Origin of the sequence: Streptomyces erythrochromogenes, from assembly GCF_040684695.1 — a bacterium.
Lineage (GTDB): Bacteria > Actinomycetota > Actinomycetes > Streptomycetales > Streptomycetaceae > Streptomyces > Streptomyces erythrochromogenes_C.
The window spans coordinates 108,820-135,372 of record NZ_JBFBGM010000025.1; the positions used below are offsets into that span (position 1 = coordinate 108,820).

Annotated in this window: 17 protein-coding genes; 12 read left to right on the top strand and 5 right to left on the bottom strand. The window is 72.7% G+C overall.

The window, feature by feature from the left end; all coding sequences use genetic code 11:
* The first annotated feature begins 3 nt into the window (after positions 1–3).
* Genes AB0O53_RS29890 through AB0O53_RS29905 form a run of 4 tightly spaced genes read left to right on the top strand, consistent with a single transcriptional unit; the run spans position 4 to position 7,272 of the window.
* Complete coding sequence (locus AB0O53_RS29890) at positions 4–2,115, top strand: AMP-binding protein (RefSeq protein ID WP_365199793.1); 2,112 nt, start codon at positions 4–6, stop codon at positions 2,113–2,115.
* Positions 2,100–3,278: an NAD-dependent epimerase/dehydratase family protein gene (locus tag AB0O53_RS29895; RefSeq protein ID WP_365199796.1), complete on the top strand. Its 1,179-nt coding sequence runs from the start codon at positions 2,100–2,102 to the stop codon at positions 3,276–3,278. The genes AB0O53_RS29890 and AB0O53_RS29895 overlap by 16 nt, the downstream gene beginning before the upstream one ends.
* Positions 3,275–6,565 (top strand): non-ribosomal peptide synthetase, encoded by a 3,291-nt coding sequence (locus tag AB0O53_RS29900; protein ID WP_365199799.1) that lies wholly within the window; start codon positions 3,275–3,277, stop codon positions 6,563–6,565. Before AB0O53_RS29895 ends, AB0O53_RS29900 begins: the two co-directional genes overlap by 4 nt.
* Positions 6,562–7,272 carry a formyltransferase family protein gene (locus AB0O53_RS29905; RefSeq protein WP_350999888.1) on the top strand — a complete coding sequence of 237 codons (711 nt, stop codon included), beginning with the start codon at positions 6,562–6,564 and terminating at the stop codon, positions 7,270–7,272. The genes AB0O53_RS29900 and AB0O53_RS29905 overlap by 4 nt, the downstream gene beginning before the upstream one ends.
* Before the next feature lie 41 nt (positions 7,273–7,313).
* On the opposite strand, the gene AB0O53_RS29910 is transcribed toward AB0O53_RS29905, so the two are convergent.
* The 3 genes from AB0O53_RS29910 to AB0O53_RS29920 form a co-directional block, all read right to left on the bottom strand.
* Entirely contained in the window at positions 7,314–8,108 is a 795-nt protein-coding gene (locus tag AB0O53_RS29910) for an AfsR/SARP family transcriptional regulator (protein ID WP_350999890.1), read from the bottom strand.
* Positions 8,109–8,116: 8 nt separating this feature from the next.
* A complete protein-coding gene (locus AB0O53_RS29915; protein ID WP_365199802.1) occupies positions 8,117–9,139 on the bottom strand; it encodes a ferritin-like domain-containing protein in 1,023 nt (340 codons plus the stop codon).
* Between the two features lie 110 nt (positions 9,140–9,249).
* The gene (locus AB0O53_RS29920; protein WP_350999896.1) at positions 9,250–9,951 is read right to left on the bottom strand and encodes an AfsR/SARP family transcriptional regulator; all 702 of its coding nucleotides are present in this window, start codon (positions 9,949–9,951) and stop codon (positions 9,250–9,252) included.
* Between the two features lie 596 nt (positions 9,952–10,547).
* Between AB0O53_RS29920 and AB0O53_RS29925 the strand changes: the two genes are divergently transcribed.
* A complete protein-coding gene (locus tag AB0O53_RS29925; RefSeq protein WP_350999899.1) occupies positions 10,548–11,435 on the top strand; it encodes a cyanobactin maturation protease PatG family protein in 888 nt (295 codons plus the stop codon).
* A 432-nt stretch (positions 11,436–11,867) separates the two neighbouring features.
* Here AB0O53_RS29925 and AB0O53_RS29930 read toward each other — a convergent pair whose 3' ends face one another.
* Both AB0O53_RS29930 and AB0O53_RS29935 read right to left on the bottom strand, forming a co-directional pair.
* Positions 11,868–15,878 carry a hypothetical protein gene (locus tag AB0O53_RS29930; RefSeq protein ID WP_350999902.1) on the bottom strand — a complete coding sequence of 1,337 codons (4,011 nt, stop codon included), beginning with the start codon at positions 15,876–15,878 and terminating at the stop codon, positions 11,868–11,870.
* The gene (locus AB0O53_RS29935; RefSeq protein ID WP_365199806.1) at positions 15,875–18,853 is read right to left on the bottom strand and encodes a hypothetical protein; all 2,979 of its coding nucleotides are present in this window, start codon (positions 18,851–18,853) and stop codon (positions 15,875–15,877) included. The genes AB0O53_RS29930 and AB0O53_RS29935 overlap by 4 nt, the downstream gene beginning before the upstream one ends.
* Before the next feature lie 476 nt (positions 18,854–19,329).
* Here AB0O53_RS29935 and AB0O53_RS29940 point away from each other — a divergent pair, with 476 nt between their 5' ends.
* The 7 genes from AB0O53_RS29940 (at position 19,330) to AB0O53_RS29970 (ending at position 26,302) form a co-directional block, all read left to right on the top strand.
* Positions 19,330–20,058 (top strand): hypothetical protein, encoded by a 729-nt coding sequence (locus AB0O53_RS29940; protein ID WP_365199808.1) that lies wholly within the window; start codon positions 19,330–19,332, stop codon positions 20,056–20,058.
* Positions 20,059–20,100: 42 nt separating this feature from the next.
* A complete protein-coding gene (locus AB0O53_RS29945; RefSeq protein WP_365199810.1) occupies positions 20,101–21,069 on the top strand; it encodes a hypothetical protein in 969 nt (322 codons plus the stop codon).
* A gap of 22 nt (positions 21,070–21,091) precedes the next feature.
* Complete coding sequence (locus AB0O53_RS29950; protein WP_350999911.1) at positions 21,092–22,069, top strand: hypothetical protein; 978 nt, start codon at positions 21,092–21,094, stop codon at positions 22,067–22,069.
* A gap of 322 nt (positions 22,070–22,391) precedes the next feature.
* Positions 22,392–23,315 carry an endonuclease/exonuclease/phosphatase family protein gene (locus AB0O53_RS29955; RefSeq protein WP_350999933.1) on the top strand — a complete coding sequence of 308 codons (924 nt, stop codon included), beginning with the start codon at positions 22,392–22,394 and terminating at the stop codon, positions 23,313–23,315.
* Between the two features lie 38 nt (positions 23,316–23,353).
* Positions 23,354–24,142, top strand: a complete 789-nt coding sequence (cseB, locus tag AB0O53_RS29960) for a two-component system response regulator CseB (protein WP_350999914.1) — start codon at positions 23,354–23,356, stop codon at positions 24,140–24,142.
* 16 nt (positions 24,143–24,158) lie between these two features.
* Positions 24,159–25,433 (top strand): sensor histidine kinase, encoded by a 1,275-nt coding sequence (locus AB0O53_RS29965; protein ID WP_350999917.1) that lies wholly within the window; start codon positions 24,159–24,161, stop codon positions 25,431–25,433.
* 302 nt (positions 25,434–25,735) lie between these two features.
* Positions 25,736–26,302: a DUF4232 domain-containing protein gene (locus tag AB0O53_RS29970; RefSeq protein ID WP_350999920.1), complete on the top strand. Its 567-nt coding sequence runs from the start codon at positions 25,736–25,738 to the stop codon at positions 26,300–26,302.
* Positions 26,303–26,553 lie beyond the last annotated feature (251 nt).

A 26,553-nucleotide genomic window follows, 5' to 3' on the forward strand; every position in this document is an offset into this window, starting at 1 on the left:
CCCGTGCCGCAGACGAGGTTCACCGAAGACCCGGCCGCGGAACGATCCGCGGCCTTAGCGGACTTACCGGACGGCCCGGACGGCCTGGCGGGATGGCTGGAGCGCAACGCCCGCACCTTCCCCGAGAAGCCGGCCGTCATCCACCCCGACCGCCGGGGTTCCGGCGGCTACAGCACCGTCACCTACGGCGAGTTGCAGCACACGGTCGAGGAACTGGCCCGCGGATTCGTGCGCGCCGGGATCACCCGCGGCACGCGGACGGTGCTGATGGCCCCACCCGGGCCGGAGCTGTTCGCCCTCTGCTTCGCGCTGTTCCGGGTCGGGGCCGTGCCCGTCGTCGTCGATCCCGGGATGGGCGTGCGGCGCATGCTCCACTGCTACCGGACCGTGGGCGCCGAAGCCTTCATCGGGCCGCCCCTCGCCCACTTGGTACGTGTCCTGGGCCGCCGTACCTTCGCCGGAGTACACGTGACCGTCACCCTGGGGCGGCGCCGGCTCGGCCGCGGCCACACCCTGGCCGCGCTGCGCGCCCACCCGGCGACCGGCAGGCCCGCGGATACGGACACGGACGCGGCGCCGACCGGCGGGGACGACCTGCTGATGATCGGCTTCACCACCGGAAGCACGGGCCCCGCCAAGGGCGTCGAATACACCCACCGCATGGCGCTGTCCATCGCGCGCCAGATAGAAGCCGTCCACGGCCGTACCCGCGAGGACGTCTCGCTGGTCACTCTGCCCTTCTACGGGGTGCTGGACCTCGTGTACGGATCCACCCTGGTCCTCGCGCCACTGGCGCCCGCCCGGGTCGCCCAGGCGGATCCCGCGCTGCTCGTGGACGCGCTGGAACGATTCCGCGTCACCACCATGTTCGCCTCGCCCGCCCTGCTGCGGAACCTGGCCGGACACCTCACCGGCGCCACCCGCGGCCGCCACCCGCTGCCCGACCTGCGCTGCGTCGTCTCCGGCGGAGCCCCGGTGCCCGACGCGGTCGTGGCCGCCCTGCGCTCCGTGCTCGACGAGAAGGCGCGCATCCATGTGACGTACGGGGCCACGGAGGTACTGCCGATCACCTCGATCGAGGCGGCCGAGATCCTCGGAGACGCCGACGCCGACGCCGACACCGACACCGAATCCGACATCAACACCGCCCGTGAAGGCGGCGGTCCCGGTACCGGGACCGCGGCCGGCGCCGCCGCGGGCGAGGGGACCTGCGTCGGCCGGCCCGTCCCCGGCACTCGTGTGGCCATCGCCCCCGTCACCGACGGCCCGCTCACCCGCTTCGCCCCTGCGGCCGGCCTGCCGGCCGGGCGCGTCGGCGAGATCCTGGTCCAGGGGGATTCCGTCAGTCGGCGTTACCACCGCTCACCCGCGTCGGACGCTGCGCACAAGGCGACCGAGGAACGCCCCGGCGGCGCGGAGCCCCTCGTCTGGCACCGGACCGGAGACCTGGGCCATCTCGACGCCGAAGGCCGCCTGTGGTTCTGCGGGCGTGCCGCCCAGCGGGTCCGCACCGGCGACCGAGACCTGCACACCGTGCGCTGCGAGGGGGTCTTCAACGCCCATCCGCTGGTCCGGCGCACCGCCCTGGTCGGCATCGGGCCGGCCGGCGCCCAACGGCCCATCGTCTGCGTGGAGACCGAGACCGGGCCGGACGGGGCAGAGCTCGACGAGGCCGCATGGACGCGGCTCGTCGCCGAACTGGGCACCATGGCCGAGGCGCAGGCCGCGACCACCGGCCTCCAGGAGTTCCTGAGGCACCCCGGCTTTCCCGTGGACATCCGGCACAACGCCAAGATCGGCCGCGAGCAGCTCGCCCGCTGGGCCGAGCGGCAGCAGGCCCGGCCCTCGTCGTCCACCGGTCGGCGCGCAGCCCGGATCGTGCCGCTGGCCGGATGGGCGTACCTCGCCGGCGGGGCGGCGTGGGCCGCGGCCGGGGGAGTACCCGATGTTCCCGTGCTGCGGTGGCTGTGGTGGGCCGACGCCTTCCTCAGCATCGGCGTGCACGCCGCGCAGATCCCGCTGGCGCTGCCGCGCGGCCGCGAGGCCGGCCACGGGACCGCGTCGGTGGTCCGCAACACCATGCTCTACGGCGCGACCTGGTGGCGGACACTGTGAAGATCCTGGTCACCGGAGCAACCGGATTCCTGGGCGGGCACCTCGTCGACGGTGCCCTGCGCGAGGGCCATCAGGTCCGCGCCCTGGTCCGCCCCGGCCGTGCCGCCGAACTCCTGCGCTCCCTGCCCGGCGTCGAGGTCGTCACCGGCGACCTCACCGACGAGGGCTCCCTCGCGCGGGCGGCGGAGGGCTGCGAGGCGGTCCTGCACAGCGCGGCACGGGTCGTCGACCACGGCAGCCGCGCGCAGTTCGAGGACGCCAACGTCACCGGTACGCAGCGGCTGCTGGCGGCAGCGCGGTCGGCGGGGGCACGGCGGTTCGTGTTCGTCTCCAGCCCGAGCGCGTTGATGCGGATACGGGAGGGCGACCGACTCGGCATCGACGAGAGCACCCCGTACCCGCGGCGGTGGTTCAACCTCTACTGCGAGACGAAAGCGATCGCCGAACAGCACGTACGGGCGGCCGACGGGCCGGACCTCACCACCTGCGCCCTGCGCCCGCGCGGCATCTGGGGGCCGCGCGACCACGCGGGATTCCTGCCGCGCATGGTCGACGCCATGCGCCTGGGCCGACTGCCCGACCTGTCGGGCGGCAAACGGGTGCTGGTCTCGCTGTGCCACGTCGACAACGCGGTGGACGCCTGCCTGCGGGCCGTACACGCGCCCGCCGGGCGGGTCGCCGGCCGGGCCTACTTCGTCGCGGACCGCGAGGAGACGGACCTGTGGCCGTTCCTGGCCCGGGTCGGAGCCCTCTTCGACTGCCCGCCGCCCGCCCCGCGCATCCCGCTTCTCCTCGGCCGCGGGCTGGCCGCGGCCGTCGAGACGGGCTGGCACCTGCGCCACCGATCCGCGGGCAGCCGTCCGGACACGGGTCCGGACGCCGGTCCGGACGCGGGTCCGCCCATGAGCCGCTACATGATGGCGCTGCTGACCCGCTCGGCGACGTACGACACCGCCGCCGCCCGCCGGGACCTCGGCTACATCGCTCCGCGCACCCAGGCCGACGGGCTGCGCGCACTGGGGGAGTGGGTGGCCGAGCTGGGCGGCGTGGCCGCCTGGACGGCCCGCCCGTCAGCCTCCACCGAAGCCACCGAGGCGGCTGAGGCCGCCGTAGCGGCCCGCCCGGCATCCGGCCCCACCGAACAAGGGAACACCACGCCATGACATCCCATCAGCAGGTCGACGCCGGTGCCGATGCCGGCGACGGCGTCTGCACCGACACCGATGCGCGTACCGGTGCGTACGCCTGCTACCGCCGTCCGGTGTCGCCGACCGAACGTCTCTACCTCGCCGCCGGCGACGCCCGCGGGGCCATGGCCCTGCGCATCGTCGTCGAGGGCGAGGGCGTACCCGACGCCCGGGCACTCGAGGAGGCCGTGGCGCGGGCCGCCGAGTCCTGCCCGGGATCGCGGCTCGTACGCAGCGGTGCGCTGTGGACCGTCGGGGGGCCGCTGCCCCGGGTGCGGTACGACCTACCGCGCGCCGGCGCGTACACCGACTCGGCGCCCGGGACCGTCGAGTTACCCGCCGGGCCGTCGCATCGGACGGAGCGGCCCGGCTGCGAGGTGCTGATCGTGCCCGGCACGAACAGCACGAACAGCACGAACAGCACGAACAGCGCGCAGGGCGGTGCCGGGAAGGGGACCACCATCCTCGTCTTCAGTGCCCCGCACGCCCTGATGGACGGCCACGGCGCCCTGACCTGGGTACGGGAGGTCTTCCGGGCCCTGCGCGGCGAGCCCGCTCAGCCCGCCCTCGACCCGGACACCGACGCCGGACTCCTGCGCCGGCTCGGCAGCACCCGGACGCGGCCCATGCCGGTGCCTCCCCGGCGCTCCCCGCTCGGCCCGGCCGACGGCGGCGGCCCGCTCCGGACTCTGTGGCTGCGCCGCACCCTGCCCGGCCGCCGGTCCGCGCTCACCGCCCGCCTCGCCCAGGCCCTGGCCGACGCCACCCGCCTCGACACCCGTGTCATGGTTCCCGTCGACCTGCGCCGCCACCGTCCCGGGATCGCGGCCACCGGCAACCTGAGCCTGCCCCTGTTCCTGGAACTCCGCCCCTGGCAGGAGTGGGCGGCCGCGCACACCCGCCTGCTGACCGCCCTGGCCGGCAAGGGCGAACTCGCCGGCGGATTCGAATCGGCCCTCGCGCCGCTGCCCCGGCCCGTGACCGCCGCCCTGCTGCGCGCCGCACAGGCCGTGGCGTCACGTACCGACCGCCATCTCGCTTCGGCCGTCGTCTCCCACCTCGGCCGTCTGGACCTGGCGGAATTCTCCGGCGGCGGCTTCACGGCGTCCACGGCCTACGCGCTGCCGGTGCACGCCCCGCTGGTTCCGCTCTCCCTGGTCGCCGCCGAGACCGGCACGGCGACCGAGCTCACCCTCGGCGTCCGCGGCGCGGGCCCGGACCTCGCCGAGCGTGCCGGGCGGCTGCTGGACACGGTCCTGGCCGGCCTCGCCGATGCGGACGCCCTGCCCGCGGACCCCGCGCCCAGGGCCGCAGGTTCCGCGCCCAGGGTCGCGTACCCCGCTCCGGCCGCCGTGCCGGACCGGGCGATCCCCGGACTCACCGTCGTGGACGCCTTTCGCGCCCACGCCGCCCGAACCCCCGACGCACCGGCGCTCGACGGGCCCGGGGGCGTGGTCACGTATGGCGAACTCGACCGGCGCTCCGACACCATCGCGGCCGGGCTCCGGCGCCGCGGCGTAGGACGCGAGGACCTGGTGGGACTGGTCGTCGACCGCACACCTGCCGGAGTGAGCGCCCTCTGGGGCATCCTCAAGGCGGGCGCCGCCTACGTGCCGCTCGACCCTGACCACCCCGGCCCACGGATCAGGGAGATCCTCCAGGGGGCCGCCGCCGGCATCTGCCTGACCCGACGACATCTGGCCCAGAACCTCGCCCCGTTCGTACCCGGGACCCTGCTCGCCGTCGAGGACCTGCTCGACAGCCCTGCCGCCGGACCGGACGGATCGGACGGATCGGACGGGCCGGCGGACGAAGCGGCGGCGCAGGCGCGGCCCGCAGACCTCGCGTACGTCATCCACACCTCCGGTTCCACAGGCCGCCCCAAGGGGGTGCAGATCGAGCACGGAAGCCTCATGGGGTTCGTCCGCTGGATGACCGAGGTCTGCCACGTCACCGGCCGCACGCGCTTCGGCTTCGCCTCCTCCTACGCCTTCGACATCTCGTGCTTCCCCCTCTTCCTGCCGCTGACCGCCGGCGGAACGGTCGTCCTCGCCCCCGGCCCGCCCGCGCCCGCCACCCTGCGCGAACTCGTCGCCGAGCACCGTGCCGACACCCTCGCCCTCACTCCCTCCCACCTCGCCCTGCTCGGCGCCGCCGGCGGCGGACCAACGCCCCGCCTGCGCACCCTGCTGCTGGGCGGTGAGCCCCTCACACCCATCGCCGTACGGTCCGCGCACGCGGCCTTCGGGGCCGACTGCCGTGTGGTCAACGGGTACGGGCCCACGGAGGCGACCGTCGCCGTACTCGCCCACACCGTGCACGGCGCGGAGAGCGGCGCCACCGTGCCGATCGGCCGCCCCGGCCCGTACGCCCGGGTCGACCTGGTCACCGAGAACGGCGAGAGCATCGGCAGCGGACCGGCCGACACCGGCCGCACCGGCGAGATCGTCGTACGCGGCGTCCAGGTGGCCCGCGGCTACCTCGGCCCGCCCGACGGCCGTCCCTCACCCTTCACCATCGGCCCCGACGGCGTCCGCGGCTACCGCACCGGAGATCTCGGACGCCGACTGGCCGACGGATCCGTCGAGTTCGCCGGGCGCATCGACGAGCAGGTGAAGATCGCCGGGCACCGCGTCGATCCCGCCGAGGTCGTCGCCGCCCTCGAAGCCCTTCCGGCCGTCCAACGCGCCGTCGTCGTGCCCCGCCGCCGCCCGCACTCCACCGCGACCGTGCTCTGCGCGTACGTACTGCCCCACGCAGGCGATCACGCGACGGGCGAGGGCGAGGGCGAGGGCATGGGCATGGGCAGAGGGGACCTGGCCGGCGCCCTGCGGACCGAACTGACCCGGACGCTCCCCGCGTACCTCGTCCCCGCCCATGTCGCCGTCATCGACACACTGCCCAGCACGGTCAGCGGCAAGGCCGATCTCGCCGCCCTCCCGGATCCCTTCGCCCCGGCCGCACCGGAGGCGGCCGCAGCCGATGTCGCCGCCCCGCCCGCCACCTTGGACGCGCGGGTCGGACAGCACTGGGCGGAGGTCCTCGGCGTCGACGGCGCACTCCTGTCGGCGGAATCGGACTTCCACGCCCTCGGCGGGGATTCCCTGGCTCTCGTCGAGATGCTCACCGCCGTCTCCTCGGACCTGCTCACCCCGGACCAGGCCCGGCATTTCAACGGCCGTCTCGACTGCCTCGTGCAGGACCTGACGCTCGGACAGGTCTGCGCGGCCCTGACCGCCGCACGCGAGGAGACATCCGAATGATCTTCGTCGGAGAAGGAGCCCTGCTCCGCCGCGCCGTCACGCACGCGGCCACCCACGGGCACCCGGTCGACCTGGTCTGCTCCGCCGACCCGCTGGACGCGGCGGCCGCCGAAGCGCCCCACCTCGCGGCGGCCGATGTCAACGCCCACGCCGACACGCTTTCCCGGGCCGGCACCGACGGCATCGTGTGGTCCCTCAACAACCGGCAGATCTTCCGGGAACCCCTGCTCCGGGCCGAGGGCCTGCACATCGTCAACATCCACAACGGGCTGCTGCCGCGGCATCGCGGACTCCCGTCCGTGGCGGTGCTGTACGCCCTGCTGAACGGCGACACGGAGTACGGCGCCACCGCCCACGAGGTCGACGCCGGCATCGACACCGGTCCGGTCCTGGCCGAACAGCGGTTCCCCATCGGGCCCGAGGACCGCTACCACCAGGTCATGCTCCGCGGCATCCGTGCCTGCCAGGCCCTGTTCGAGCGGATGCTCCCCGCGGTCGCGGCAGGAACCGCCCGTCCCGTACGTGCCCCGGCGGCGGAACCGTCCGCGTATTACGGCCTGCGCGCGCTGGACCGGCTGGCCGCCCACCGTGACCATCCCGCCTACCCGCGCGCCACCGACCTCGGCCCCTTCGCCGCCCACGCGCCCGAGATCACCCGGGCCCTGCTCGGGCTGCCCGCACGGGCTTCGGCCCGAGTGCCCGACTGAGAGGAGTGGGGCACCGCCCTCAGGCTCGTCGGGCCTGAGGGCTACCCGTCGCCGTGCGGCACCTTCGCGAGCAGCGGGGGGAAGCGGGTGGTGCCCGACTGGAGCTGGCGGGCGAACAGGGGTGAGGGCGGGACGCCGAGTTCCTGGTCCAAGAGGTGCTGGAAGGCGAGGTAGTGCCGTACCGCCTCCTGCATGTTTCCCTCCGCCAGGTGTGCGGCGACGACCGCGCGGTGCGCGCTCTCGCGCAGGGGTTCCGTCCGTACGCTCGTCAGGGCCGTCTCCAGGGCCAGCGCGTGCCGTCCGTCCCGGGCGAGCCCGTGGGCCAGCGCGTCGAGTGCGTGCAGGCGCAGCTGCCGCAGCCGTTCCCGTTCGAGGAGCACCCAGGCGTCGTCCCAGCCGGGCAGCAGCTCTCCGTCGCCGAACAGGACCGCCGGCACCGTTCCGGAGCCCGGCGGCCTCGGGGAGCGCACCACGCGCAGCGCCGTCTCGGCGAGCACTCGGGCGTCCACCGTGACGGAGTCGGCGATCGAGACCGTGTTCCTGCAGCAGGTGACCAGCGCCCGGTCGCCACGGGGCAGCTTCCACAGGGCGCTTCGCAGGCTGCCCCGGGCGTGCGCTTCGGTCGCCTCCGGCCACAGGGTTCCCGCGAGGACGGTCCGGCTGACGCACGAGCGCAGGGCGACGAGGGCCAGCAGACGCTGCGCGTTGGGGCACAGGTTCACCGCCTCCGCGCCGTACACCAGCCGGAACTGGCCCAGCAGGCGCAGGCGGGGGGAGGAGGGGGACTGCGCGTGTTCGCGGCGGTGTGAGTGGTGCGAGCGTTCCGAGCGTTCCATGGTCCCTCTCAGAACGTATCCGTGTAGCGGAACTCCGGTCCGTAGTTCTTGCCGCCGTGGTGCGGCAGGGGAGTTTGCATCAGCTCCCGGGCGGGTGAGCGCAGCTCGAACATCTTCGTCACCGCGTCGTCCAGACGGATCGCGGCCTGCTCCGCATCGACCTGCTTCCAGGCCTGTTCGAGGAGGCTGAGTACGCCGCTGTAGGCGCGGTTGAACTCGTCGAGGAGCTCGATCACCGCGGGCGTGGTGGGGTCCTCGCGCGGCCAGCCCCCTGCGGGTACGCCCCCCATCGGGAAGGTGGGGAAGTTCCACTCGTCCGGGCCCAGGGGCGGGTCGCTCAGCTCGTGGGCCCGGAGGATCTCCCGGAAGGCGTAGTAGTGGGCGAGCTCGCCCGACCCGTCCCCGTCCGGGAACGGATTCTCGGGCGTCGCGGACGTCCCCTCGCCCTGCTCCTTGACGACCCTGATGGCCGCCTTGACGTCGTCGAGCGTGTTGAGCGGATCGAGGCTGTTGCCCTCGCCGTGGTGCGACATGTCCCGGATCACCTGCCGGTGGCCGGTGATCAGCTGCGGCTGGGCCGACAGCGCGTCCAGGACCGCGGTGTAGAAGGCGCCGATCGAGGTGTACGAGGCCTCGGCCCTCTGCGCGGGCGGGAGTGCGGGCGGGAGCGGGTGGTCGGGCTCCTCGATGGCGGCGTACATCGTGACCGAGTGCGTGGTCAGCCCGCTCAGGAAGACCGTCAGCCCGGGCCGTACGCCGCCGGGCAGGGGGCCCGGGTACGTCGGCACCAGCGCCTCGCCGGTGAGGAGGGGAGTGCCGTCGACGGTGGTGAGCAGGTTGCAGGCGATGCCGAGGTGTGACATCTCGTCGAACACGATCCTGCGCAGGGTGCGGCGGACCGGGCCGCTCGTGGTGTTGACCGACCACAGGCCGCACAGGTACGGCGGGAGGGTGGCGAGCTCCAGGAGGACCGCCTGCTGGAGTGCGGCCCTCACCCACTCGGCGTTGCGCTCCTGCGCCGGCTGCCGCATCAACTCGACGATTCGGTTGCTCTGAGCGTATTGAACGGCATTCACTGCCCTGCTCCTCCGGACGGGACGAGTCTCCCCACCGATCCTCGGCCCGTGCCGTCACCGCTCCGTCATCGCCGCCGCACCGCGCACCGCCGTTCGAGTGGCATCATGCGCCTGAACTGGCCCGACGGCTCGGTGCCGAGCTCCGTGCGCAGCAGGTGGCGGAAGGCCTCGTAGTGTCTGAGGGCTTCGACCAGGTTGCCCTCGGCGAGGTGGGTCGAGACGACCGACCGGTGCGGAGCCTCGCGAAGCGGGTCGATGCGGATGCTCGCCAGGGCCGCTTCCAGGGCGAGGGCGGGCAGGCCCTGCCGTGCGAGCCTGTCCGACAGGGTGTCGAGGGCGTGCAGGCGCAGCCGGCGCAGCCATTCCCGTTCGAGGACGACCCAGTCGTCGTCCCAGTCGGGCAGCAGGTCGCCCCATTCCAGGAGCTCCATCAGCAGGGAGTCGATGCTCTGGGGCCCGCGGCCCCGGACCACGTCGAGCGCGGTCACGGCGAGGGTGCGGGCATCCACGCCGACGTCCTCGGCGAGAGCGAGCGACTCCTGGGTGCAGTGCAGCAGCTCCTGCGCGCCGCACGGGAGCTTCCACAGCGTGGTCCGCAGGCTGCCCCGGGCGTGTGCCTCGGTCGCGTGGGGCCACAGGGTCTTCGCCACGACGCACCGTTGGACCCGCCGCCGCAGTCCTATGAAGGCCAGGAGCCGTTGGGCGTTGCCGCACAGCGGCACGGGCTGCCCCCGGGTCTCCAGGCGGAACTGGTCGAGCAGCAGCAAGGTGGATTGCGGTTGAGGTGAGGGGGAGGGATTCATCTGCCGTCCCTGCGCTCGGTTCGCGAGACATCGGTCTCGGTTGCCACCGCCACATCATAGGGTGGCGGGCTGCCCCGGGCCCGGCGTCGCCGCCCGGTCCGTCCGCCGTGGGACCCGGACGGTCGACACGGCGACACGGCCGCGCGCAGGCGGGTGGACGTGCGGGCGGCGGGGCGGGAGAGCACGATGGTTGGAGGGGGGAGCAGGAGGGTGCGCGGGGAGGGAACGCCGCCTCGGACCGCTCCTCCTGACGCCCGGAAGGGATGGTGGGCCGTGATGAACGAGCCACGACACCGGCCCCCGCGGCCGGACGAAGTCCGAAGGCCCACCCACCGGATGAGGCTTCCCGGGTTCGTCGACAGCGAGATCGGCCTCGGCGACGTGGTGAAGCACGTGACCCGGACGGTGGGCATCAGACCGTGCGGCGGTTGCGAGCAACGAGCCCGGAAGCTGAACCACTGGTTGACCATCACGGGCCGGCCGGACGGCGGCACAGGCTGATCCGGCCGGGCGCGTGCGCGCCCCCGGCCACGGCGGCCCGCAGGAGTTCAGGAGCTGCTATGGATGCCGAAAACAGCAAGGACCCCCTCGCGGGCCCGGTGACCGAAGAACGCTGCGGATGCGCGTGCGGGGCCGGGCGTGACGGGCCGTCCGCGCGGACGGAGGCCACGCGGCCCCCCTCCCTGGTCTACACGATCGGCCGGATCGACTTCCGCTTCCCCGACCAGGGAGTGGAGAACGAACTGGCCCAGAGCCTGGGGCGCACCGACACGGCATGGATGACGGACCGTGAGGCGCTGTGCGAGGTGCTCAACCAGCCGGAGAACCGCTATCTGACGAGGCAGCTCTGCTACGTGCTCTCCGTACAGGGCCTGGACACCTACGTCCTGCTCCCGCGGGACCCGGCCGACTTCTCCCTGCTGGCCGAAGCGGTCCGGCCCTCGCACCAGGCGGACGCCCTCGACGTGGTCATCGGCGTACGGGGCGATCCCGCGTCCCGCGGCCACTGTGGCGGGCTCCAGCTGCCGGTCGTCACCATCGACCAGCTCTATTCCGCCACCGTCTCCCATCTCGTGCAGGCCATCGGCAGACCCGAGTCCATGAACGCGGAGCAGTTCGACAAGGCGGCCACGGACCTGCTGAACACCGTTCTGAGCGTCGCGGGGAACGTGGGCGCGTCGGACGAGCACCGCGCGCTGAACTACCTGATGGTTCGCTACCCCGCCATCTACCGGAAGACGTTCGAGCGGTCCATGAAGGACTGGTCGCTCACATCGATCGACGTACGGCGGTCCGGCCTGGGCGGTGCCCGGAGGATCATGGACGTCGTCTTCACCTACGCCAGCCGCAAGACGGACGAGGTGGAGAAGTACTCCGTGCCGGTCGACGTGACCTACCAGTTCCCGTTCCGGACCGGCCCGCTCGGCGTCTTCTTCGACCACGGCTGAGGAGGTTTCCGGTGAGACAGGCAATCCAGAGCATCCCGGTTTTCCACGAGGACCTGCCCGACTGCAGCAGTGCCGGGCCGACCGGCATGCAGACCAGCTGGTGTCCGAGGGAATGCGACGTGCAGTGCCGGAATCAGTGCGAAGGCGCATGGAACCAGGCGCGATGCACGGCGAAGTGCGAGAAGGAGTGCATGGAGGAGTGCCTCTTCGTGCCGTGCTGTACCAGGGAGTCGATCTGTGACAACGGCATCCGGCACGAGCGCGAGCGCTGCCGGTTCAGCTCCGGGGAAGGCATGCGCATCTCGCATTGGGTGACCACAGGCCCCTGCTGACCCCGGACGGACCTGTTGGTGCGCACGAGGGTGCCGGGTGGGGAATCCCCACCCGGCACCGGCGCGTGCCGGACGCCTGGACGGATGTCGACGATGAACGTCAGACGGTGAACGTATCGAGGTAGGACACGCGCTGGATCGGCCCCCGGGCGCCGCTGCGGATCTCCTCGACCTCCTGGACCAACAGCCGCTGCGGTCGCCCGTCCGAGGGTGTGAGGGGCAGTCTCAGCGCGCCCTCCCACCGGGCGATGGGGCCGGTCACCGACGTGAGGGTGAGCGTCACCGTGGCCTCGGTGGTGCCGATGGTGGTCCATTGCGCGGGGTCGTCGATCGAACCGAGGCCCCGGATCTGGACCCCGACCGTGATCCGCGAGGCCATGCCGCTCGCGCCCGCCGGGGGCAGCGGGCCGGTGACCGTCACGGTGGCGTCCCTGCCGGAGAGGGACACCGTCGTCTGCCTGCGGGCCGGGAGCTGGACGAACCCCGCGTCGGCTCCGGCCGAGAGCCTCAGGTCCTGCGGTGAGAGCAGCGCGTTGCGCTGCAGGCGGGCCACCCGTAGCCGTACGAAGGGCTGGTAGACGTTCTGTGCCTGGAACCGCACGTCCGCGTACCAGAGCCGGCGCTGTTCGTCGTACCTGACGGGGTAGCCCATGGCATGGCCCTGGGTCACCGTTTCGTCGACGGCGCCGAGCAGGTCGACCGGCCGGGGGTAGCCGATCAGCGGGGCGGAGCCGGGCTGGCGGATGGGGTCGCGGCCCCACATGGTCGCCCACGTCGCGGACGCCGCGTCGGGCTGCTCGCCCGGCCCGAGGACGCGGACGGCCAGCATCTCCCCCTCGCCCGAGTCGTACCAGGGCCGTTGCAGGTAGACCCGGACGACGCCGTCGAGCCGGGTGCTCGTCAGGGCCGCGCCGGCCGTTCCGCGTTCCCACTGGAAGGCGGGCACCACCGAGTGCACGGCGGGCGCCGACGGGCGTGCGGTCGCCGGGACGTGGCGGGTGACGGTGGCCCCGGCCCGGGTCACCGGGGGAGCGGTGAAGCTCACCTGGACCTCGGCGCCGTCAGGGATGGCACTGGCGTCGAGGCGCGCGACCGTGCCGCGCTCGTCGTCCACGGTGAAGTCACGGCCGAAGGTGTACGTCGCCCCGGGCTCGGCGGGGGTACCCGAGGCCGTGACCGCTGAGGTGACGGCCTCCCGTACGACGACGGTCCCGGGGACGAACGCGGCGGCCACCGGTGCCGGGGTCCTGCCCACGAGCCGTACCTTGCGCGACTGGGTGAAGTACGGGACGAACCTCGACACGCCCACCGGGGTGAAGCGGATCGCGCGGTGGCGGGTGTCGCCCACCTCGTGGCGTGCCGAGAACGGCACGGTCGCGGTGCCGGCCCGGACGGCGAGGTCGTCCTCGTCGCCGGCCGCGGGGCGGTGGGCCCGGTCCTCGCGCACGGCCTCGTCGCCCTGGCCCAGGACCGCCCGCGCGGTCGACTGGGACGGGTTCTCCTGCGCCGGGTCGTCGACGTACTCGGTCCACGCCGCCTCCGCGTACACGGACAGGGTCGAGGCCTCGTGGACGCTCATCGCGGGGGCGGTGAGGACGTAGGAGGTCTCGCCGGGGCCGCGCTCGATGCTCGTCCGCCCGAATTCGGGGCCGACGACCGGGCAGCGGACGGCGTGGATCAGGCGCAGCTCCGTCGTGGGGGTGAGCTGGGCGAGCAGCCCGGCGGCGACCCTGGTGCGCAGCTCGCCGAGTTCGTCGTCCGGGAGGGTCTCGGACTCGGTGGCCCAGCGCCACAGGCCCAACAGCTCCTCGTCGCCCGGGTTCAGCATGCTGCTGAGCAGCACCGTGTGGGTGGCGGCGGGCGGCACCGTCACACGGATCACCCGCGCCGCGGCGTCGACGACGGGGACCGGTGCGGAGCCTCCGATGGCGCCGGGGGCCACGACGAGCCGGAGCGGGAGGCGTTCGTGCCATCCGGCGCCCTGCGGCCAGGGGGCGAGGAGCTCCGGCATCCCGGGCAGGCCGTGCAGCGCCGCTCCCCTCGACAGGGGGTCGGGGGGCCAGGGCAGCTGCATGGTGTCGGCGTCCTTGTACGGGGTTCCGCCGGCGCCCGGGTCCGCCGTGCCCTCGACCAGTCCGGAGTCGAGGCGGGCGAGCAGCGCGTACACGGCCGGGTCGAGCCGGTGTTCGCGGGCCACGTCGAGGACGCCGTGGCGTTCCAGCAGCTGGACGCAGGCCTTGGGGGCCAACAGGTGCCGGTCGCAGCTGGGCCCGGGTGCGGGGGCGGAGGCGTTCGAGTTGTCCGTGCGGACGACGAGCACCGCCAGGGACTCCCCGGGGGTGACCGGGCGGCGCGGTACGAGCACGGGGGCGGGTACGGGGTCGTAGCGCGAGTAGCGCAGCGGGGTGGTGGTCGGCTCGCCGGCCGTCGGCCGGGCCGTGAAGGGCACGCTGCGGCCCGCGAGGTCGACCAGCCGGGCCCGGAAGCGGTACGTACGGCCGTAGCGCAGGGACGGCAGGGTGCCCGGCACGGGCCGTACGGTCGAGGAGAACGGCAAGGTGGCATCGGTCGCGGCGCCCGGGTCCTTGAGCTGTTCGGAGGGGTCGAGCATCTTGCCGGGGAGTTCGGCCACCGGGCTCCAGCCGCCCCAGCGGAACACGGACTGGTGCAGCCGCGACACGGGGTTGCCGTTGCTGTCGCGGCCGCGGACCAGGGCGTCGGAGATGGTGCCCTCGTCACTGATGGTCAGGGCCCCGGTGAGTCCCCGCACGGTGTACTGGCCGGTGCGGCGGCACAACGGGTACCAGCGGCCGGAACCCTCGTCGAAGACGTCCACCCGGTAGCCCTGGACCACGTTGTCGGCGTGCAGGGTGATCGCTTCGCCGGGCCTGGCGGCCTGTTCCAGGTCCTTGTCGATGTCGAGGGCCTTCTGCAGCTGTTCTCGGAAGGCGATCTGACGGTCGGTCTCGACCACGGAGATCCCGTCGGAGCGCAGGGTGGGCGCGAGCAGCCGGGGAGCCTCGCGGTCGCGGGGCAGACCGGCCAGCATGGCGGCGTACGACTGGAGGCCGAGCGCCGCCGCGTCGACGTCCACGTCGATGACCTCGTAGGCGTCGGTGTCGTCGAGCGGCAGGTAGTGCGCGGCCTGGGTTCCGTTGCGCCGTGCCAGCAGGAGTCGGCCCCGGTGCAGGACACACCGGGTGAAGGGCCGGTCGCTCCTGACGGCCGGATTCTCGCGCGGGACGGCCTGGATGTCGGCCGGCCTTCCTTCCGCCAGCTCCGTCGGCAGGGGGACCGTCAGCCGCCGCACCAGCCCGAGCTGCTCCATCAGCGCGGGGTGGTCGGCCAGTGCCGCCAGGAGACCGTGGAAGTCCCGCTCGGGCGTCCTCAGTACCACGGGGGCTTCATCACCCTCGCCCTCGTCCTCGCGCTCTGTTCCGCCCTCCGCCTCCTCCTGCGGAAGGGCGAACGGTTCGTGGAATCCGGCGAGGCGCGTCCAGCCGTACGGGTCCTCCTGGAAGTCGTCGGGCAGGACGCCCTCGCGGAGCAGAGCGGCGCGGGCGTCGGCCGTCCGCGCCGGATCGTCCACGCCGACCAGCCGCAGGAGGCGGTCGACCGAGGTCCATCCGTCGGAGCCGCCGGGGAGTTCCTCTCCCGGGGCCACGGCCGGCAGGACCTCGGGGTACGGACTGTCCGAGAGGGCGAACATGCGGCCGTACTCCTCCCGCAGGGACCGTGCCACGAGGCGGGCGGGGTAGGACTCCAGCGGCTGCTTCGCCACGGTCCGGTCGAAGACGAAGGGCTTGACCTGGCAGGCGGCGAAGAGCTTTCCCCACAGGGCCGCGGAGGCATCGGAGACCGGCTCGACCGTGGCCTGCCGGGTCGTCGAGGCGGCGTTCTCGAACCGGAACATGACGTCCAGCTTGAAGGGGTAGCCCGGCCAGGCCTTGGCGTTGGAGAAGCCGGTCAGCGGGACCGGGCCACCGGTGGAACCGGCCTGGTCATCGGTGAGCTGCAGTCCGAACACGAGCGAGAGGTGAGCCAGGCCGTCGCTGACGGACGGGGCCGTCGGGTCCGGCAGCAGCGTCCACACCACGGTCTCCCGTTTCATGACCCCTCCATGGGGGCGAAGGCGGCGCAGCGGTCCCGCCAGGGCTGGGACGTGGGGAACGCCTTGTCGAAGGAAGGGTCGTTGCCGCCTGAGAAGGAGCGCTCCAGCGTCATCGTCACCGACTCCGAGAAGAAGGCGACGCGGACCCGGACGGTCACGGAGGCCGAGCCGTACAGGGTCTTGGGCGGCTGGTACTTCAGGGAGAGGTAGAACTCGACCGAGATGTTGACGATGCCGAGGATGTCCAGCTCTCCGTAGGCCCTCAGGAACGCGGTGACGGACGACGCGGCCCCGTCCAGCCTGACGTAGACGCCGGCGGTCACGCTGACGGAGCCGCTCGCGACCCCGAGGTTCAGGGCGACGGCGGCACCGAACTCCACCTGGCCCTCCAGCCTGACGACCTTGCTGGCGCTCACGGTCAGCGCCAGGAAGCCGCCACCGCCGAACAGGGAGACGGTGGCCAGGAAGGGGTGCTCGCGCGAGGACACCGCGAAGGTCGCCTCCACGGGCTTGCCGTCGAAGGGCAGCCGTACCGAGGCCGACAGCGCCAGGTTCTGCAGGAGGAACACGCCCAGGCCCACGCTGGGAATGGCGAGGGTGTAGCCGACGTCGATCCCGGTGGTGTCGACGTTGACCCGCGGACCGTTCGCCACCGACGGCAGGTACTGGCGCAGCTCATCGAGGAACTTCAGCTGGCCGGAGAAGCCCACCTTGCCGACCTTCACGTCCAGCGAGGGCGTGGTGCCGGGTCTGCTGGTGAACGCGATGCGCTGGAACTCCACGTCGAGCACGTCCGCGAACGACAGGGTGAACCGGCTCAGCTCCCCGCGCACCTCCGTGACCGGCGGGCCGCCCCCGCCGAGGTTCATGAGCGTGACGCAGCGCAGGTCGAGCACCGTGTCGGAGGTCGTCTCCAGCGGGCCTTCCCGGGTGGGCGTGAGTGCGGGGCGCCAGGTGAGCGTGGTCTCCACCGCGTGCGGCGGTTTGCCCTGCTGGCGCAGCACCTTGGTCACCATGCGGGGAACCTTCGTACCGTCGCCCGCGCCGGCCGGCGGCACGGAGACGGAGGGAACGATCTTGGTGAGGTCGACGAAGCCCAGGAGCCTGGTCGGGAACGGCAGCGGCGGCAGCCCGGTCGCGGGCGGAGGCGGGGGCGGTGAGAAGAAGCTCGCCGGGGCGAAGGTGCCGCTCTTGAACTTCTCCAGGTCGCCGCCGATCAGACCGGAGGAGCTCGACAGTCCCGAGACCGGCAGGTCCAGTTTGGCGATCCCGCCGGACGCGGTGACCGGCGGGGCGACGGGGACCTGGTCCTTCAGCCTGGCGTAGACCTGCCGGCTGGCCGCCAGGCCCTGCTGTACGTACGTCGAGTCGAGGATCAGGGTGTGGGCAGCCGAGGCAGCCGAGGCAGCCGAGGCAGCCGCGCCGGACGTGGCCGCGCCGGCCACCCCCTGCGTCCCTGGCGCTTCTGCCACGCCGCGCGGGGCGACGGCGTCCAGGGCCGGGATCCGCGCGTCCACCGAGATCAGCACGGGGAGCGCCGCCGGCCGCCCGGCTTCCTCCAGGGCCGCCTGGGGGGCGCTCGACTTCACCGCTCCGATGCGCAGGACCGCGACGTCCATCGTGGTCGATTCCGGGTCCGCTCCGGTCGCGGGCGCCAGTTCGAGGCGGCCGGAGGCGGGCAGGTCGGTTCGCTCCGCCTGGGTGTTGAACGCGGTGAGGGCCGCGGACAGGTCGCCGTGGGCCCGGTCCCCCTTCACGAAGACCAGCGGCGCTGCGAAGGCGACCGGGTGTCCCCGCTGGTCCTCGGCCGTCAGGCTGAACCGCAGCCGTCCGTCGGTCGCGCCGGCGCCCCGTACCCAGAACCCGACGTCCGTCAGCGGGTCGGTGACGTCGATGACGTCGGCCGTCAGTGGCCCGTTGAGCCGCACTCGCGTGAATGGGAAGGCCCGGCCCCCGTGGGGGAGGGCGGCGACGCCCTGGTAGGTCAGTTCGGGCTGCAGCACGGTCAGGACGCTGGTGCGGACGAGTCCGTGATCGAGCCTCCGCTCGGTCTGCGTGGTGATCAGCGCGGGGAAGCCGAAGGGCAGCAGGTAGCCGCGCTTGAGGACGTCCACCTTGCTGTCCCGGCCACCGACGGACTCGTGGCGGTACATGATCACGCTGGTGCCCGCCAGGCCCAGCCAGTTGCCCGTCAGGTCCACGTTCGCACCGAGCGGGGTGAGCGTCAGATCCTTGGACAGGGCGGGTCGGCGTGCCATCGCCGCTCCGATGTCGCGGCGGTCTCCCGCGGAGAGGGAGCTCATGAACCCCTCGGTGTCGTTGACCACCTCCGCCGGTTTGACCGGCACGGGCAGCCGGGACGGGGCCCAGGACGGTCCGGAGGCGTCCGGCGCAAGAGCGAGGCGCGTGTTCCAGACCCCGACCGCGCCGGCCGGGCCGGTGACCGGCTCCGCCGCGTGCACCCACACCACCTGCGCGGGGTTCGCCGGAGTGAGCGCGAGGCCCCAGACGCATTCCAGGCGCGCCGATGTCGTCGCCAGCCCCGCCCAGTTCAGCAGCCCGGAGGCGGTGAGGGGGATCGACGTCTCGGGCGCCACCTTGAGCGCGAGGCTGCTGTGGCCGGAGAACCACGCCCGCTTCACTGCGGTCGACGGGCTCCCCAAGGGGGTGGCCTCTTCCAGGGTCGCCTGCGGCGGCATGCGGACCATGAGGGTTCCCGGCTCGGTGGCGGTCTTCGTCACCAGGCGCTGCTGCGCACCCGAACCGGTGCGCAGCAGGCCCCGGAAGGTGAACTCCAGGACGACCATGTCCTCGCGGCGCAGGAGCGTGACGACGATGCCGTCCATGTCCATGTCGCGGGTCAGCCCGGCCGCGTCGAACTCCTCGAGGGTCAGGAATCCGGAGGGTCCGAGTCCCACGGCGGGTCCCGGCTCCGGCTCGGGAGGCGGTATCTCAGGGTCTTCGTGCAGGTTCATGTCCGGCTCCCCTCAGGGGCTCATGAGGGCACGGCGCGGCGGACGGGCACCGCACGCCACGGATGCCTCGTACGGTAGGCGGGGTCCGTCACTTCCTCGTCATCGCCGTGTCACCGCTCGGGTGGCTGCTCTGACGGTCGCTCCGACCGGCGTCCCGGCCGGGAACGGCGAGGAGGGGGTTCGCAGTTGCGGGCCCGAACGGCGGAACTGAGACTGATGGTGCAGGCACTCGACGGGCGCGGTCCGCAGATGCGTCCTCATTCCGGTGATCCCCCATCCCGGTGCCCCCATCCCGGTGCCCCCATCCCGGTGCCCCCGTCCCGGTGCCCCCGTCTTGGCGACCCCGTCCCGGTGACTTCGTTCCGGTGACCGCGCCCGCCCTGGCCCCGAGGCGACCCGGCCCATCACGCCGTAGGGCGTGTCCGTGACCGATCCCCTCCCCACCCGTACACACCCCTCCACAGGAGTTGGTGACGGTGAACCAGTACGCCGACCCGACCTCCGAGTCCTCCGGTCCCTCCGGTCCCTCCCCGTCCTTCGAGACGCTGCTGCTCAGGGCCCACCCCGAGACGGCGCTCATCCACGAACTCGGCTCCCGGCTCAGGACCCTGCCCCTGCCCATCGCGAGCTGGGACGACCTCGTCCGCAAACTGCAGGACGAACCCGTGCCGGAGCTCCTCCTGGTGCCCCGGCCGGGCGTACCGTGCCTTCCCGACGCGCTGTTCCCGATCCGTGACGAAGCCGATCTGGCGGTCAAGCTCACGGCCACGATCCGGACCTTCCTGCGACAGGCCCGGGCGGGCGCCGGATCCGCCGCGCTGCTCACCCTTCCGCTCCACAAGCGCTTGGCCGACATCGCGGGCGAGACCACGGGCACCGGCCGCGGGAGCGGTGTCTTCGATGACGGCTCCCTGCTCGGGGCGGAGCGGGCCAGTGCCTCGGACAAGGAGACCCGGTCCGCGTGGGTCGTCACCCTGGTCCTGACCGACTGCGCGACCGGGCAGCTGCTGCCCGGGGCCTGGATCACCGACTGGGTCCACACCTACATCTTCGATGTCAATGCCCAGTTCATCGCGGTGATCAACGGGGGGTACACGGCCTATGCCGTCCTCGTGATGCGCGAGGGATACATCAACCGGAGATTCGTCCTGGACATTTCCATGGCCGGCACCACCCAGTACATCTGCATCGACCGGGCCGTTTGACCGCGGCGCACCCCCGGCGCAGCAGGCGAGGAGGCGGAAGACATGTCCGTGCGCATCACCATCGAGATGTCCTCGGGCCGGCCGGACCCCTGGTGGGAGATCACCGACCCGGACGAGCTCCAGCGGCTGCGGGAGCGCCTGGCACGCAGGCCCGGAGCCCGCGGGCCGGTCGGCAGCGGCCACACCGGGCTCGGCTTCAGGGGCGTACGCGTGGACTCCACCGAGGGGGAGTCCCAGGTCGGCATGCCGGCCGGTTTCGAACTGGCCGGGGGCGGGGCGCAGGACCCCGAGGCGAGTGCGGAGCTGGCGCTGGCACTGGTGGAGACGATCCCGCGGGACCTCGCGGAGGGCGGCGGCATCGCCGTCGGGGACACCTCGTACGCGGACCTCGTCCTGGCGACGGCGCGCGAGGAGATCGAGCGGGGCCTGCACGAGGGTTCACAGGGCGGGGGCGCCTACGCGGCGTCCACGGCCCGGCAGGAGCGGGAGCTGCCCGAGGGGTGGGCGGAGCAGATCCAGGGACTGGTGGCGAGGGTCCCGGCCTGCGACATCAGCTCCGAGCCGTTCTCCCCGGGCTACTGGAACCACCCCAACATCCAGCCGCACAACAACTGCTACAACTACGCCGTCGCCCAGAGGACGGACACGCAGGCGCAGCCCGGTCGTGCCCACGGCTACGCCATCCCGCCCACCAGGCTGGGATACCAGGTCGCCGTGGGCCTCTACAAGGACGGGCTGCACCAGCTCGGTTACCCCTGCCAGCCGTGGGGGTACAGGCGCTTCGTCCTGGCGCTGTGCACGGGCGCCTACGCGAGCGGGTTCCGCGATTTCCACTTCTACCGGTACCACCCGGAGACGGGGTACTGGTCGCACAAGATGGCCGGCAACAGCGCGCGGTACACCGACGAATCCGGCTACGTGATCAGGGACCCCGGTGTCTGCGACCGGGGGATCTACTCCGAGGTGTACCCCTACCTCTTCCAGTCCCACGACTCGGTGAGGATCTGTTAGTTCCCAGGGCAGGTGAATCCCCATGACGATCACGAGCACGACCACCACCCCCCACCCCGATGTCTCCCCGCCGTCCCGCATCATCGGGCCCGACATGCCCGGGGAGCCGGCGGACGAGCGTGAGAAGTTCACCCGCATCACCGAGGGGTACCCCGACGAGGAGGCGGAAGCCGCCCGGCGGGCGTTCCTGCTGAGCAAGCTCCACTCCGCGAGGACCCACCCGGTGGGAGACCTCGACGACCGCGAGCGCATGGTGGCCGCCGTGGCCGAGCGGCTCGGGCTCGACGAACGGGCCAAGGAGGCAGAGGAGGAGGAAGCGGGCGGCGGCATCGGCTACGGCCTCCTCTACAACGAGGGATTCAGGCGGGCCTTGGCCACGGGCACCTCACTGAGCTGGGACATCATCTGCCCGGACCGGCCCGGCGGCAACGTCGACAGCCATCTGCGCGTGACGGCCATGAACCGGGCGGCCCTCGGGCCGGAGGCGTTCGTCTCCTACTACGCGCAGAGGGAGCCGCGTTTCAGGCTGTTCGACTGGGCGCGGCCCGCCGCGCCCTGGCGGCTCGACCTCCCATGGTCGCTCATGGCCCCCTACCTCAGGAGCGTCCCCTTCCACGGCGCGGTACGGCAGCTCCTGGGCCTCACGGCCACCACGGTGGAGCTGTTCCCGGGAACGTGGCGCAACACGGTCCACCTGTGGAACTCCCCTGCGGGCCGCAACGACCTCGCCTATCTGTTCGACTACCCGGCCACCCTGGCCCAGCAGATCGCCGTGGGCTACAGAGGGTCCTGGGGCCCGACCATCGAGACCGGCCGGCCGGCGCACTCGGGTACCGAGCCGATGGGCGCCCTCGCGACCTCCCTCACCGCCCGGAACCACGGCGGCATCTGGGCCCCCTGGGCCTTCCTCGGGCGGTACGACAGCCACGTCCGCACGGACAACCTCGGCTTCGTCGTCGAGTTCCTGGACCCCAACCACAACTTCGCGGTCAAGAGCTGATGCCAGGGGGCCGCGCTACGGGCGCGGGTTCCTCAGCGCTTGACGATGCGGCGCGGTCGACGGCTCGACGGGCACGAGCGCGGCATCAGCCTGCCCCGCACGACCGATACCCAGCTGAAACGCAACTGCGGGTCCCTCGAAAGGCTCTCCTGACGCCCTGGAAGCGCGCCTCTCCCAGGCTGTGCGGTACCGGATCACCGGCTCACGAGATACCGGAAGGGCACATGCCGTGCTGAGCACTCCGTACCGCTCCGAGACCACCAGGAAAGAGGAGCAGCCCGCCCCGCCACCGCCTCCGTCCGCCCACCGCTTCCGCGTACGCCTGCCCACCGCCCGTGGCCGCGGCTTGTCGATCGCCGCCGGCGCAGTCTGCGCGGCCCTGATGATGGCCCTGCACACCAGAATCCCGAACGGAGCCGTCAACCTCGGCAGCCTGTTCCAGACCTTCCTGCCCTGGGTCGGGCTGAGCGTCCCCGTCCTCCTCGCGGCGGCGGCGGCACGCCGCTCCCGCCGCGCGGCCGTCGCCGTCCTGGCCCCCCTGGCCGTCTGGGGCCTCCTCTTCGGTGGAACCCTCGCCGACAAGCGATCCGGCAGCGGGAACTTCACCGTGGTGAGCCACAACGTGGACGAGGACAATCCCGATCCGGCGCGCACCGCGCGGGCGCTCGCCGCATCGGGCGCGGACGTGCTGGCCCTGGAGGAGATGTCCTCGAAGGCCACGCCCTTCTACGAGCGCGAGCTTGCCGCCGGCTACCCGTACCGCTCCGACACCCTCGGCGTCAGACTGTGGAGCAAGCACCCCCTGAACGGCGTGGAAGCGGTGCCGATCATGCCGTGGACGCGTGCCGTACGGGCCACCGTCGAGACCCCGCACGGCCCCGTCGCGGTCTTCGCCGCCCACCTCGCCTCGGTACGCCTGACCCCGGACGCCGGATTCACCACCGAGCGCCGCAATGACGCGGCCCGGAAGCTGGCCGCGGCCGTGCGGGCGGAGCCGCTGGACAGGGTCGTCGTGATGGGTGACTTCAACGGGACGGCGGACGATTCGGCCCTGCGACCGGTGACCTCCCAGCTGACCTCCGCGCAGCGCGCGGCGGGCGCGGGCTTCGGCTTCACCTGGCCCGCTGCGTTCCCCATGGTCCGCATCGACCAGATCCTGGTGAAGGGGATGACCGCGACCTCCTCGTGGACCCTCCCCGCTACCGGCAGCGACCACCTCCCCGTCGCGGCCTCCCTCCGGCTGTGACCGCACCGCAGGCCCACTGACTAGGATGGACTCCACAAATGTCCGTATCCGAGCAGGTAGGTGGAGTGTCGGCACCCCGGGTCCCGGACCCCGTCAGCGTCCTCGTCGTCGAGGACGACGCCACCATCCGCCGCGCCGTACAGCTGTCCCTGGAGCGGTACGGCTACCAGGTCGCGGTGGCCGCGAACGGACTCGACGGCCTGGAGGTGTTCCGGGCCGGCAGGCACGACCTGCTGATCCTGGACGTGATGCTGCCCGAACTCGACGGCATCGGGCTGTGCCGCCGCATCCGCGAGCAGAGCCTGGTCCCGGTCCTGATGATGTCCGCGCGCGGAGACGCCCTCGACGTGGTCTCCGGACTGGAGGCGGGCGCCGACGACTATGTCGTCAAACCCGTCGACACCCCCGTCCTCGTCGCCCGCATCCGGACGCTGCTGCGCCGCGCCACCTTCCGGCCCGCCCGGCCGGAGACGACTCCGGCGCGCGGGGCCGGACCGGCACACCCCGCAGTCGCCTCCGCGGACACCGGGACGGCCCCTGCGGAGCTGGTCTTCGGGGACCTGTCCGTGAACACCCTGGGCCTGGAGGTACACCGGGACGGCCGGCCCGTTCCGCTGACCCCCACCGAGCTGCGGCTGCTGCTGGAGTTCGCGGCGGCACCCGGCGTCGTACTCGACCGCCGCCGTCTCCTGCGGGACGTGTGGGACTACGGCTGGGAGGGCGACACCCGCGTCGTGGACCTGTGCGTGCTACGGCTGCGCAAGAAGATCGGAGCCGGGCGGATCGAGACCGTCCGGGGCTTCGGCTACAAACTCGTCCGAGACTGAGGGACCGTCCCCACCCATGGCACTCCTCAACCCGCGCGCCCTGCGCTGGAAGATAGCTGCTCTGACCGCGGTCGCCTGCTGCGCCGTGGCCGCCGTGATCGGCGTCCTCGTCCACCAGGCGATGGCCGACCGAAGTGAACACACCGGGAACGAACGCCTCTCCGCGCGCCTGGCAGCCGCGGAGCGCGAGTACACCCGCACGGGCAGCGCGCCGCTCGAAGTCGAAGTCCTCACTCCCGACCGGCTCGACGCACCGCTGGCCCGGGCGCTGGCCGCCAAGGACCCGGCTGCTCTCTACGCGACCTGGAACGACCGCAAACCCCCCAACTGGTACTGGCTGTGGGCGGCCATGCCCGTCGAGGACGGCAGGGTACTCGTCGCCCGCACGGACATGAGCTCCGAGGTACGCGGCCTCCAGCTCCTGGACCGCAGCATCGCCAAAGCCGTGCTCGCCGCCCTCCTGGTCGTCGTACCGCTCGCCGCCCTGGCCACCGAACCGATGAACCGCAGGCTGCGCCGGGGGTCCCGTACGGCCCGGGCCATCGCCGACGGCGACCTCGACGCCCGGATCGGACCGGGCGGCCGGGCCCGTGACGAGATCACCGAGATGTCGGCGGCCGTGGACGAGATGGCTGCGGCCCTGCAGCACAAGCTGGACGGCGAGCGTCGCTTCACGGCGGACGTCGCGCACGAGCTGCGCACCCCGCTGATGGGGTTGTCCACCGCAGCCGGCCTCCTCCCGGAGGGCGACGAGGCGGCCGAGCTCGTCCGCGACCGTGCCCGGGCCCTGAACGGGCTGGTCGAAGACCTCCTGGAAATCTCACGGCTCGACGCCGGAGCCGAACAGGCCCGGACCGACGCGGTGCCCCTGGGCGAACTGGTCACCGACATCGTCCGCCGCACGGGCACGCCGACCGCCGTGGCGATCCGGGCCACCCCGATCCTGGAGACCGACCCGCGCCGGGTGGAACGCATCGTGGTCAACCTCGTCACCAACGCACACCGGCACGGGTCCGGCCCCGTCGAAGTCGTCGTGGAGGCCACCGCCACGGGCGCGCGGATCCTCGTACGGGACCACGGGCTCGGCTATCCCGCTGAGCTGCTGACGGAAGGCCCGCAACGCTTCCGGACGGGAACCCCCGAGCGCGGGCGGGGGCACGGACTCGGGCTGACCATCGCGCTGGGGCAGGCGAAAGTCCTCGGCGCCAGGCTGTCCTTCGCGAACGCTCCGGAAGGCGGCGCGGTCGCCACCCTCGACCTGGCCGGCGGAAGCGGTCCGTCCGGCGGCTGAAGCAGGAGGGCGTCGGCGGACGTCGGCGGACGCCACCAGGCAGCCGAGCGGCTCGGCAACGCCGCGACGCTGCGTGGGCCCGGCGCAGCGGCCATCTGGCAGAGGTTCGAGTTGGTCTGGTCTGAGGACACCGGCCTACGAGAGGGCAATGCCAGTTTCGGGCGACAGTACATCGCGCGAGGTGGCAGCACGCGGGGGCGGGGGCTGGTGGTCGCTGTTGGTGCTGCTGTCCGGGGGGTGTCAGGCTTGGGTTGAGGCCTGTCGGTACATCCTTGCAGCGCGGTGTGTGCGGGAGGAGCGTCATGTCCGGCTTTGGGATCGGTGGTGTGGCCGGCCGCGGGATGCGCACGGTCGTGGCGGCGGCTGCCGTGGCCGCGGCGTTGCTGGCTGTCGGTGCTCCGGCTGTCGCCGGTGATGGTCGGGGTGCCGGGTGGGTTGTTGCACCGGTGTCCGTGCGGCCGTGTGGTGGTGGGCTTGTGCCGGGGGGTGCGGTGCGGGTGGGGGTGGATACGGTGCGGGTCACGGTGGTCAACGAGGGTCCCGCCCCGTGTGTGGTGCGCGGCTATCCCGCGGTGGCGTTGGCCGGCCAGGGCTCGCCCGGCAGGGCCAGGGCTCTGGTTGTGGCCGGTGAGGGGCCGGTGTATCCGGTGGTGCTGGGCGTCGGTGGCGCGGCCCAGTCCCGGATCACGTTCGTTCCGGTCCTGGGGGAAGCGGACGGTTACTGCGCTTCGGGTGCCGAGCCGTTTGCTGCGCCGTCGATGGTCATCGGCGTGGCGGGGGCGCGTTTGCAGGTCGCGCCGGATGACGGCGGGAACTTCGCCGTGTGCGGGACGCTCGTGCGGGCCACTGCTTTCCGCCCCGCGCCGTGAAACCCCGCCCTGTGGGACCCGTCTGCTGGAATCGCGTCCTGTTGACGGGGGTCCCGTCGCTCAGGGTCTGCTGAGGGTCTGCTTGTCGTGGTGATCGGGGCGGCGGCTGTGTGGGTTTCGGGGTGGTGTGTGGGGGTGTGGGTTGGTGTGGGCCGGGGTGTGGTTAGAGGCCGAGGGTGATGGCGATGCGGGTCATTTCGGCGGTGTTGTTGACGTTCAGTTTGGCTCGGATGCGGCGGAGGTAGGCGTCG

Coding starts and splice junctions, on each gene's coding strand:
- AB0O53_RS29900 (WP_365199799.1), top strand. CDS start 3,275: ATGACATCCCATCAGCAGGTCGACGCCGGTGCCGATGCCGGCGACGGC.
- AB0O53_RS29905 (WP_350999888.1), top strand. CDS start 6,562: ATGATCTTCGTCGGAGAAGGAGCCCTGCTCCGCCGCGCCGTCACGCAC.
- AB0O53_RS29910 (WP_350999890.1), bottom strand. CDS start 8,108: ATGGAACGCTCGGAACGCTCGCACCACTCACACCGCCGCGAACACGCG.
- AB0O53_RS29915 (WP_365199802.1), bottom strand. CDS start 9,139: ATGCGGCAGCCGGCGCAGGAGCGCAACGCCGAGTGGGTGAGGGCCGCA.
- AB0O53_RS29925 (WP_350999899.1), top strand. CDS start 10,548: ATGGATGCCGAAAACAGCAAGGACCCCCTCGCGGGCCCGGTGACCGAA.
- AB0O53_RS29930 (WP_350999902.1), bottom strand. CDS start 15,878: ATGAAACGGGAGACCGTGGTGTGGACGCTGCTGCCGGACCCGACGGCC.
- AB0O53_RS29935 (WP_365199806.1), bottom strand. CDS start 18,853: ATGAACCTGCACGAAGACCCTGAGATACCGCCTCCCGAGCCGGAGCCG.
- AB0O53_RS29945 (WP_365199810.1), top strand. CDS start 20,101: ATGTCCGTGCGCATCACCATCGAGATGTCCTCGGGCCGGCCGGACCCC.
- AB0O53_RS29950 (WP_350999911.1), top strand. CDS start 21,092: ATGACGATCACGAGCACGACCACCACCCCCCACCCCGATGTCTCCCCG.
- cseB (WP_350999914.1), top strand. CDS start 23,354: ATGTCCGTATCCGAGCAGGTAGGTGGAGTGTCGGCACCCCGGGTCCCG.
- AB0O53_RS29965 (WP_350999917.1), top strand. CDS start 24,159: ATGGCACTCCTCAACCCGCGCGCCCTGCGCTGGAAGATAGCTGCTCTG.
- AB0O53_RS29970 (WP_350999920.1), top strand. CDS start 25,736: ATGTCCGGCTTTGGGATCGGTGGTGTGGCCGGCCGCGGGATGCGCACG.